Origin of the sequence: Ornithinimicrobium sp. (genome assembly GCF_030537745.1) — a bacterium.
Classification (GTDB): Bacteria; Actinomycetota; Actinomycetes; order Actinomycetales; family Dermatophilaceae; genus Ornithinicoccus.
The window spans coordinates 42644-50723 of record NZ_JAUNVI010000009.1 but is presented as its reverse complement, the minus strand read 5'-3'; the positions used below and the strand labels follow the sequence as shown (position 1 = coordinate 50723).

The 8080-nt window shown below is 69.5% G+C and carries 10 protein-coding genes; 4 read left to right on the top strand and 6 right to left on the bottom strand.

Annotated features, from left to right (window positions below; genetic code table 11):
* The 4 genes from Q4P07_RS03745 to Q4P07_RS03730 all read left to right on the top strand — a co-directional run.
* A partial coding sequence (locus tag Q4P07_RS03745) for a hypothetical protein (protein ID WP_303373550.1) occupies nucleotides 1-538 on the top strand: 538 nt, incomplete at its 5' end.
* Nucleotides 535-1713, top strand: coding sequence for an AMP-binding protein (locus tag Q4P07_RS03740; protein ID WP_303373549.1), 1179 nt, complete (start codon nucleotides 535-537; stop codon nucleotides 1711-1713). The genes Q4P07_RS03745 and Q4P07_RS03740, both read left to right, overlap by 4 nt.
* Before the next feature lie 20 nt (nucleotides 1714-1733).
* Nucleotides 1734-2009, top strand: a complete 276-nt coding sequence (locus Q4P07_RS03735) for a PLD nuclease N-terminal domain-containing protein (protein WP_303373548.1) — start codon at nucleotides 1734-1736, stop codon at nucleotides 2007-2009.
* Between the two features lie 12 nt (nucleotides 2010-2021).
* Nucleotides 2022-2894 (top strand): 1,4-dihydroxy-2-naphthoate polyprenyltransferase, encoded by an 873-nt coding sequence (locus Q4P07_RS03730; RefSeq protein ID WP_303373547.1) that lies wholly within the window; start codon nucleotides 2022-2024, stop codon nucleotides 2892-2894.
* A 3-nt stretch (nucleotides 2895-2897) separates the two neighbouring features.
* Here Q4P07_RS03730 and Q4P07_RS03725 read toward each other — a convergent pair whose 3' ends face one another.
* Genes Q4P07_RS03725 through Q4P07_RS03700 form a run of 6 tightly spaced genes read right to left on the bottom strand, consistent with a single transcriptional unit; the run spans nucleotide 2898 to nucleotide 8077 of the window.
* Nucleotides 2898-3197 (bottom strand): DUF4229 domain-containing protein, encoded by a 300-nt coding sequence (locus Q4P07_RS03725; protein ID WP_303373546.1) that lies wholly within the window; start codon nucleotides 3195-3197, stop codon nucleotides 2898-2900.
* The gene (gene ccsB / locus Q4P07_RS03720) at nucleotides 3194-4189 is read right to left on the bottom strand and encodes a c-type cytochrome biogenesis protein CcsB (RefSeq protein WP_303373545.1); all 996 of its coding nucleotides are present in this window, start codon (nucleotides 4187-4189) and stop codon (nucleotides 3194-3196) included. Before ccsB ends, Q4P07_RS03725 begins: the two co-directional genes overlap by 4 nt.
* On the bottom strand, nucleotides 4186-5985 hold the full coding sequence (locus Q4P07_RS03715; RefSeq protein WP_303373544.1) for a cytochrome c biogenesis protein ResB: 1800 nt from the start codon (nucleotides 5983-5985) through the stop codon (nucleotides 4186-4188). The genes ccsB and Q4P07_RS03715 overlap by 4 nt, the downstream gene beginning before the upstream one ends.
* A complete protein-coding gene (locus Q4P07_RS03710) occupies nucleotides 5986-6720 on the bottom strand; it encodes a cytochrome c biogenesis CcdA family protein (protein WP_303373543.1) in 735 nt (244 codons plus the stop codon).
* A complete protein-coding gene (locus Q4P07_RS03705) occupies nucleotides 6717-7340 on the bottom strand; it encodes a TlpA disulfide reductase family protein (protein WP_303373542.1) in 624 nt (207 codons plus the stop codon). The genes Q4P07_RS03710 and Q4P07_RS03705 overlap by 4 nt, the downstream gene beginning before the upstream one ends.
* Nucleotides 7340-8077, bottom strand: coding sequence for a histidine phosphatase family protein (locus Q4P07_RS03700; RefSeq protein ID WP_303373541.1), 738 nt, complete (start codon nucleotides 8075-8077; stop codon nucleotides 7340-7342). Before Q4P07_RS03700 ends, Q4P07_RS03705 begins: the two co-directional genes overlap by 1 nt.
* Nucleotides 8078-8080: the final 3 nt, after the last annotated feature.

Sequence of the window (8080 nt, the reverse complement as noted above, 5' to 3'; positions counted from 1 at the left end):
CGCCGCGTCGAGCGAGCCCGGCGAGGACTCCGCAGCGACCTCCTCGCCCGTCGATGAGGTCGCCAGCACAGGAGCGCCGGACACCACTGATGTCGCCGACACCACCGCGTCCCCAGGCGGGGAGGCCCAGGGCGGCGCGGAGGGCCAAGCCGCCGCCGACATCGCCAAGAAGTTCTTCTCGGCGATGGTCACCGCCGACCCGGTGGCCTGCGACTACCTCTTGTCCTTCACCGACGTCGAGATCCCGATGACCGAGATCGCGTCGGACTACAAGACCTGCCAGACCCTGCTCCCGCCGATCCTGGAGGAGGAGGTCAAGGCTCAAGGCCTGGACGCGGAGGGTGCCGCGATCCTGGAAGCGATGCAGATCAGGGGGGCGGACGTCCAGAGCGACGGCCGGACAGCCGTGGTCGACAAAGACAACTTCAGCCCACTGTTTGCGGAGTCGATGGGCACCGAGGTCATCACGCTGAAAAAGCTCGGGGACACCTGGTACATCGACCTGGACAACTCCTTCACGCCGGCTTCCGGGCGGTGAGCGACCGGCCGGTCCCCGCGGGCGCTACCTGGGACGACCTGGCCCCACTGCTCCACGAGGTGCTCGAGGAAGGCCACGCCGACCGCGTCCTGGTGGCGACCTCCGGCTCGTCGGGCACCCCCAAACGTGTCCGGCTCTCTGGCTCGGCCCTGCGCGCGTCCGGCATCGGGACCGGGACTGTCCTCGGCGCCGCCGGTCGGTGGGTGCTGGCGCTGCCCACCCACCACGTCGCGGGACTGCAGGTCCTCGCGCGGTCGGTCCTGGCGGGCACCTCCCCCGTCGCCGTCGACTTCGACAGACCCTTTGGCGCCGCATCGTTCGCTCCCGCCGTCGAGGAGGCGTCTCGCGGCCAGCACCCCGTCTACGTCTCCTTGGTCCCCACCCAGCTGCACCGGCTGCTGCGTGAGGGTTCCCACGAGGGACGGGCGGCCCTGGCCGCGGTCGACGCGGTCCTGCTCGGGGGCGCGGCCGTCGACCCGGCGCTCCTGCACCAGGCCCGGGAGGTGACGCGGGTCGTGACGACCTATGGCATGAGCGAGACCTGCGGCGGCTGCGTCTACGACGGCGCACCACTGCCTGGGGTCGCCGTGCGCATCGACCCCAGAGACGGCCGGATCCACCTCGGCGGTGCTGTCCTGGCCGACGGCTATGTCGATCAGCCGGAGTTGACCGCTGCACGCTTCATCACCGATGTCGGTGGTCGCTGGTTCGTCACCGACGACCGGGGGGTATGGCGAGAGGGTCACCTCGAGACGCTCGGTCGCGTCGACGACCTCATCGTGACAGGCGGTCACAAGGTCGAGCCGCGCGATGTCGAGGCGGCCCTGCGCGCCTTGCCAGGCGTCGGTCAGGCTCTGGTCGTCGGTGTCCCGGACCGGGAGTGGGGCCAGGTCGTCGCGGCGATTCTCACCACCTCAGCTGCAGCAGGGGACTCGGCGGCAGGTCGCTCCGAGCACGGGCGCGTCCCGGCCCCCTCTCTCGCCACGCTCTGCGACGCGCTCGCGAATGCCCTTCCCCCGCACGCGTTGCCACGACGGATCCTGTGGCGCGACGCCATACCTTTGCTGCCGTCCGGCAAGCCCGACCGCAGCTCCGCCCTCGCCGCTCTCGCCGACCAGGGCGCCCTCGTCGGGACCGACGGAAATGAATGGCAGAATGGAACTTCCGGTCACTGAGCAGAAGGAGGAGAGACCACGTGCTACGCGTCCTCATCCCCGTCGCGCTGCTCGCCTTCACGATCTACTGCGTCGTCGACGCGGTCCAGACCGACGACGACCGGGTCCGGGGCCTGCCGAAGGCACTCTGGCTGGTGATGATCCTGCTGTTTCCCCTCGTGGGAGGCGGCGCGTGGCTGATCGCCGGACGGCCGACCAGCATCCTGGAGACCATCCTGGGGCCACGTCAGAAGCTAGGACCACCCCGCGGTCCGGTCGGACCAGACGACGATCCTGACTTCCTCCGGGACCTGTAAAGGAACACGCAGTTGGCAACCCTCGCCCAATGGATCGAGGGAGCGCGCCCCCGCACGCTCCCAGCCGCCGTCGCACCTGTCCTGGTCGGCACTGCCTGCGCCCACGCGATCGGTGATGCCGATCTCGGGCTCGCCCTCCTCGCGCTCGTAGTGGCGCTCGGCTTCCAGGTCGGCGTCAACTACGCCAACGACTACTCCGATGGCATCCGCGGCAGCGACGACGACCGGGTGGGGCCGTTGCGGCTCGTCGGACAACGTCTTGCCGACCCGGCCAACGTCAAGACGGCGGCCTTCGCCTGCTTCTTCGGCGCCTCCGTCGTCGGCCTGGCGCTGGTCGCGCTGTCCGCCTCTTGGTGGTTGCTGTTGGTCGGCATCGCCGCCGTCTGGGCGGCCTGGAACTACACCGGCGGCAAGCGCCCCTATGGTTACCGCGGCCTCGGCGAGGTCATGGTCTTCATCTTCTTCGGCCTCTTCGCGGTGCTGGGCACCACCTGGACCCAGGTGCACCGCCTCGACCTCGCGACGCTCGGTGGCGCCGTCGGCTGCGGGCTCCTGGCCTGCGCGATCTTGGTCACCAACAACCTGCGCGACCTCGAAGGCGACCGTGCCGTCGACAAACGCACCGTCGCGGTGCGCCTCGGCTTCGCCAGGACCCGCCGGCTCTACACGATCCTCGTCGGGGGCGCCTTCGTGATGGTGCTGATCGCGGCCATCGCGCACCCGAGCGCGCTCATCGGTCTGCTCGCGGCGCCGTTGGCGATCAAGCCGGTCCAGCTGGTGCGCAGTGAGAAGTTCGGCGCCGACCTGCTCCCCGCCTTGGCCCAGACCGGGGTGCTTCAGCTCGGGTATGCCGTTGCTCTCAGCCTGGGTCTGGCGCTGGCCTAGGCCTCACGGCCGGTCGGGACCACCCGGCGCTTCGGCCCCGTCTATCTCGAGGTCCTCCTCTTCCTCCAGGGTGCGCTCGGAGTCCGCCCGCTCGTTGCGACGGGCCACGCGCCCCTCGACGCGACGCTCGAGTCCCGCCGCGATCGCCTCGCGATCACGGGCGAGCAGGAAGAAGGACGCAGCCATCGACAGGAGCGCCGCACCGAGGGCGGCATAGATCCACGGGATCTTCACGAGCAGCAGCACCGCGAAGAAGCCGAAGAAGACGAGCAGCCGCATCATGGTGTAGCGGACGGCGATCACGTGGCCACCCCCGAGTAGCTGTGGAGGCCAGTCATCAGCAGGTTGACGGCTGTGAAGTTCAGGATGACGCAGACAAAGCCGGCGATCGCCACCCACGTGGCCTTCCGCGTGGTCCACCCGGTCGTCGCACGCGCGTGCAGGTAGGCGGCGTAGACCACCCAGATCACGAACGTCCAGGTCTCCTTGGGGTCCCAGCCCCAGTAGCGTCCCCACGCCTGCTCGGCCCAGATGGAGCCGGAGATGACCGCGAAGGTCCACAACGGGAAGGCGAAGATGTGGACGCTGTAGGTCAGCCGCTCCAGCGTCGTGGCCGCCGGCAGCGCCGCCAGCCATCCCTTGACCGCACCCCTCTTCTCGCTGCGGTCCTTGAGCAGGTAGGCCGTGGCCAGGGAGAACCCGATCGTGAACAGGCCCACGGACAAGGTGGCGATCGTCACGTGGATGACCAGCCAGACGTTCTTGAGCGCCGGCATCAGCTGGGAGGCCTCGGTGTACCACCCCAGCTTGGCCGTGCCGAGGATGACCAGGACGGGCAGGACGATGAAGGCGCCGAGCCAGAGCCGGGACCGGCGCAGGCTCCAGACGGAGAAGATCACGAGCGCGAACGAGGACGCCATCAGCGCGAACTCATACATGTTGCCCAGCGGGGGCCGGGACACCGACAACCCGCGCAGGACCGTGCCGGACACGACGCCGAGCGTCGCCAGCCAGGTCAGCTGCAGGCCGATGACGCCCCAGCGGCGGGATGCCGCGGCGGTGGGCGACGACGCGTCGCCGGCGGCCGACGTCGCCGTGGCACCGGCGACCGACCGGTCCGACGAGGCACCGACGGTGACCAGCTCACGGCGCTCGGCGTCGACGCGCTCGGAGCGCTCCTTGGACGCGCCGGTCACCGCCAGGTGCACCGAGAACGCCACCAGCGCCACGGCGAGGGCGATCATCGAGCCCCAGATGGCGTAGTCCGAAGCGACCGCCAGGGTCTGGTTGGTCATCTGTAGTCCTTGTCTGTCAACTCGAGTCTCACTTCGGTCGATCCCGCTGCCGGGCCGCTCATGCGTGCGCCATGGTCCACGATCTCGCTAGCTCCGGAGGCGACCACGATCCGCTGCAGCATCCGATCGACCATGTCCTCCAGACCGGGGTCGGTGCCCTTAGGCAGACCGGCGACGGTCACTCCAGTATGCAACGCACGCTGGCTCCGGTGGTCCTCGGAGCCACCGGACTCGCCGCCGGGTCCCGGCAGCGCCTCGACCCGCACGAACACCCGCCGGCGCTTGACGCCGAGCATGAGCACCAGCCCGAGCAACGCCAGCCCCGCGAAGAGGAGGGCAGGCACTCGTCCAGGGTCGTGCCGCATGAGCAGCCCACCCCAGCGGATCACGCTCTCCACGCCGATCGTGCCACGGTCTCCGGGCAGGTCGACCGTCATCCCCGGCCGGATGAGCAGGCCCGCGTCACCGTCGTCCCGGATCAGCTGCTGCATACCGTCGACGTCGATAGCGAAGACGGACTGCGGGCGCCCCTCGGGGAAGAGGTCGCCCTCATAAGCCGTCACGACCAGCGCGGGGTCCGCCAATCCCGGGAAAGTCGAGGTCATGCCAAGCTCGGGGTCAGCGGAGAAAGTTGGGAAGAAGCCGCCGACGAAGCCGAGGTTGGGCTCGGTGCCGGTGACCTTGATCGCCCCGCTGGAAGAATAATTGTTGTCCTCCGGGAGGAAGGTGACGGCATCCTGGAAGACGATGTCGCCGGCCTTGTCGGTGACCGTCACGACCGGGGCGTAGCCGTTGCCGAGCAGGAAGATCGACGTGCCCCCGACCTGCAACGGATGGTTAACCGCAAACTCCTCGCCCGTCGCTGGCTGGTCGCCGACCTGAAGCGTCGCCTTCCCCTGGAAGAGACGCGGCTGGCCGAACTGTGCCCCGCTCGCCTCGCTCTCGAACTGCACGTCCAGGTCGTCCAGGCGCAGCGAGAAGACCGGGATGTCGCCGGCGTCGACGAGCGGTCCGAGCTGGAGGGTGTCGAAGCTCCCCGCCCCGGTCGTGACGGTCTCGCCCTCCTTGACGATGATCTCCCCACGCCAGCCGAAGAGGTGGCCGACCGCGACGGAGATGATCACCCCGAGCACAGCGCTGTGGAAGAGCAGGTTGCCGGTCTCCTTCAGGTAGCCCTTCTCGGCCGACACGACGAGCTGATCCTGGTCCTGCGCACGCAGCCGGAAGTGCTTCTCCTTCAGCGCCATCCGTGCGGCGGCGAACACCTCGGCCGGGGTGGCGTCCAGGACGGTATGGCGATGCACGGGCAGATGGGTCAGTCGCCGCGGGACGCGGGGCGGTTGGGCCCGCAGGGAGGTCAGGTGCTGGCGGAAGCGCGGGAGGATGCAGCCGATGAGACTGATGGTCAGCAGCAGGTAAATCGAGGCGAACCACGGTGAGGCGTAGACGTCGAACATGCCGATCCGGTCCAGCCACGGCCCGGACCGGGGGTTCTCGCGCAGGTAGGACAGCACCCGGGCCGCATCGACGCCACGTTGCGGGAAGATCGAGCCGGGGATCGCGGCGACCGCGAGCAGCAGCAGCAGGAAGAGCGCGGTGCGCATGCTGGTTAGCTGGCGCCAGACCCACCGGGCCCAGCCGACCGGGCCTAGGCGTGGACCGCCGAGCGTGGCGCGGTTCTTGGGATAGCTGGGCTCGATCTGCTGCTGGTCCTCGGCGGGCACTGTGTTCTCGCCCGGCTGCGGTGGCGGGTCTGTCGCTGCCTGCCCCGAGGGGGTCTGCTCGGTCGTGTGCATCTACAGCACCGTCTCGAAGTTGCTGACCAGCGCGGCCTGGACCCAGGCGGTCAGCCCGGCCCACACACCGCTGACCATGAGCAACCCGACGGCGACGAGGAGCCCGCCACCGATGCGCTGGATGAGCAGGTAGTGCTGGCGCATCCACCGGGAGGCTCGCGTGACCGCGCCCAGCCCGGCGGCGACCAGCAAGAACGGCACCCCGAGACCCAGGCTGTAGGCGGCCCCCAGCACCAGCGCCCGAGCGACCTGCGCCTCCCCGGGCAGGATCGAGGTGCCCAAGGTCTGGATGGCGACGAGCGCAGGACCTGTGCACGCGGTAAACCCAAGCCCGAAGGCGATGCCCAGCAGGGGCGCTCCCGCCAGGCCGGCGGCCGGCCGCCACTTCACCTGCCACGACAGGCTCGGCTGCAGCATCATGACCAGTCCCAGCGCGGTCACCACGAGGCCGGCGACCCGCAGCAGCAAGCCCTGGTGCTCGGTCAGGGCCAGCCCGAGGCCGGAGATGACGACGCTCATCGCGAGGAAGACCGCGGTGAAGCCGAGCACGAAGAGCACCGACCCCACGGCCAGGCGACCGCGCGAGGCCGACCCGGCGGACGACATACCTCCGAGGTAGCCCAGGTAGCCCGGCACGAGCGGAAGCACGCACGGGCTGGCGAAGCTCACCAGCCCCGCGAGCGCGGCAACCCCGATGGCGAGCAGGAGCGGACCGGTCAGGACGAGGTCGTTCATCCGGTGGCTCCGGCCGGGTCGGCGCCGGGCTCGTCGGCAAGGACGTCGTCGACCAGACCCCGCAGCGTGCTGGCGTTGACCTGTCCGTTGACCCGGGCCGCGAGGCGGCCCTGACCGTCAAGGATCATCGTGGTGGGTCGGGCGACGGCCAGGCCCTTCAGCTGGGCCAAGGTGCGGCCACCGTCATCGACGAGCGAGGGGTAGCTCACCCCGTGGACCTTCTGGAACGCTGTGGCGTTGGGCACGGTGTCGCGCACGTTGACCCCGATGAACTGGACCGGTTGCCCCGCATCCTCCTTCTCGGTGGCCACCTGCTCCAGGTCGGGCACTTCGGCCACGCACGGGCCGCACCACGAGCCCCACACATTGATGACCAGCACCTCGCCGCGGTGCTCGGACGTCGACCAGCTCTGACCATCGAGTGTCGTGCCGTCCAGGTCGATCGTCGTCGTCCGTTCCTGCGGCGGCAACTGCTCGACCAGCCCGGTGCCGGCGACATAGCCCTTCTGGTCGCCCTGGCGCATCTGCGCGTTGATGCTGGTGCCATCATCGCTGCAGCCGGTGAGCGCGATGATGCCTGCTGCAGCCATGAGCGCCAGCACCGAAGGTCGCCGCATCATCACCCCATCACCGCGCTGCTCGTCCCCGTGACATCCAGTGCTCCGCTGAGCAGGTGCCCTGCGGGCTCGGAGTAGGTGATCCGCACGGGAAACTTTCCGTGAAAGAGGATGCTGGTGACAGAGGCGAGGCTGCACTCACGCTTGCGCGGGTGGTGCCACAGGTGTCTGCCCTCCAGCGACCGGCGCAGCATCCAGATCGGGAGCTGGTGGCTGACCATGACCGCCTCATGACCCACGCCACACTGTCGCGCGGACTCGAGCGCGTTGCGCATGCGGGCGGCGATCTCTGTGTAGGGCTCGCCCCACGACGGCGCGAACGGATTGACGTAGGCACGTAGGTGCTTCGGGCGCCAGAGCGCGCCCTCCCCTCGCCCAACCGTCAGACCTTCGAAATGGTTCGCCGACTCGGTCAGTCGCGGGTCGAGCTGCACCACCAGCTTGCCCGCTCGCGATTCACCATCTGCATCTCGAGCTGGATGCGCGACCGCGATCGGCGCAGCGGTCTCCTGCGCGCGCTCCAGGGGCGACGCGACGACATAACTGACGTCCCGCGCTGCCAGGAAGTCGGCCGTGGCCTGCGCCATCTCCTCCCCACGAGGGGAGAGGTGGTAGCCGGGCAGCCGCCCGTAGAGGACTCCCTGGGGGTTGGCGACCTCGCCGTGGCGCACCACGTGCACGACCGTGACCGGTGTGCCGTCGTGCAACAGACGAGGCTCCTTGCGATGGACGTCGGGCATGGC

What these genes read in the sequence shown, in the direction of transcription:
- ccsB (WP_303373545.1), bottom strand. Translation starts at nt 4,189, where the DNA reads ATGACCAACCAGACCCTGGCGGTCGCTTCGGACTACGCCATCTGGGGC.
- Q4P07_RS03715 (WP_303373544.1), bottom strand. Translation starts at nt 5,985, where the DNA reads ATGCACACGACCGAGCAGACCCCCTCGGGGCAGGCAGCGACAGACCCG.
- Q4P07_RS03710 (WP_303373543.1), bottom strand. Translation starts at nt 6,720, where the DNA reads ATGAACGACCTCGTCCTGACCGGTCCGCTCCTGCTCGCCATCGGGGTT.
- Q4P07_RS03705 (WP_303373542.1), bottom strand. Translation starts at nt 7,340, where the DNA reads ATGATGCGGCGACCTTCGGTGCTGGCGCTCATGGCTGCAGCAGGCATC.
- Q4P07_RS03700 (WP_303373541.1), bottom strand. Translation starts at nt 8,077, where the DNA reads ATGCCCGACGTCCATCGCAAGGAGCCTCGTCTGTTGCACGACGGCACA.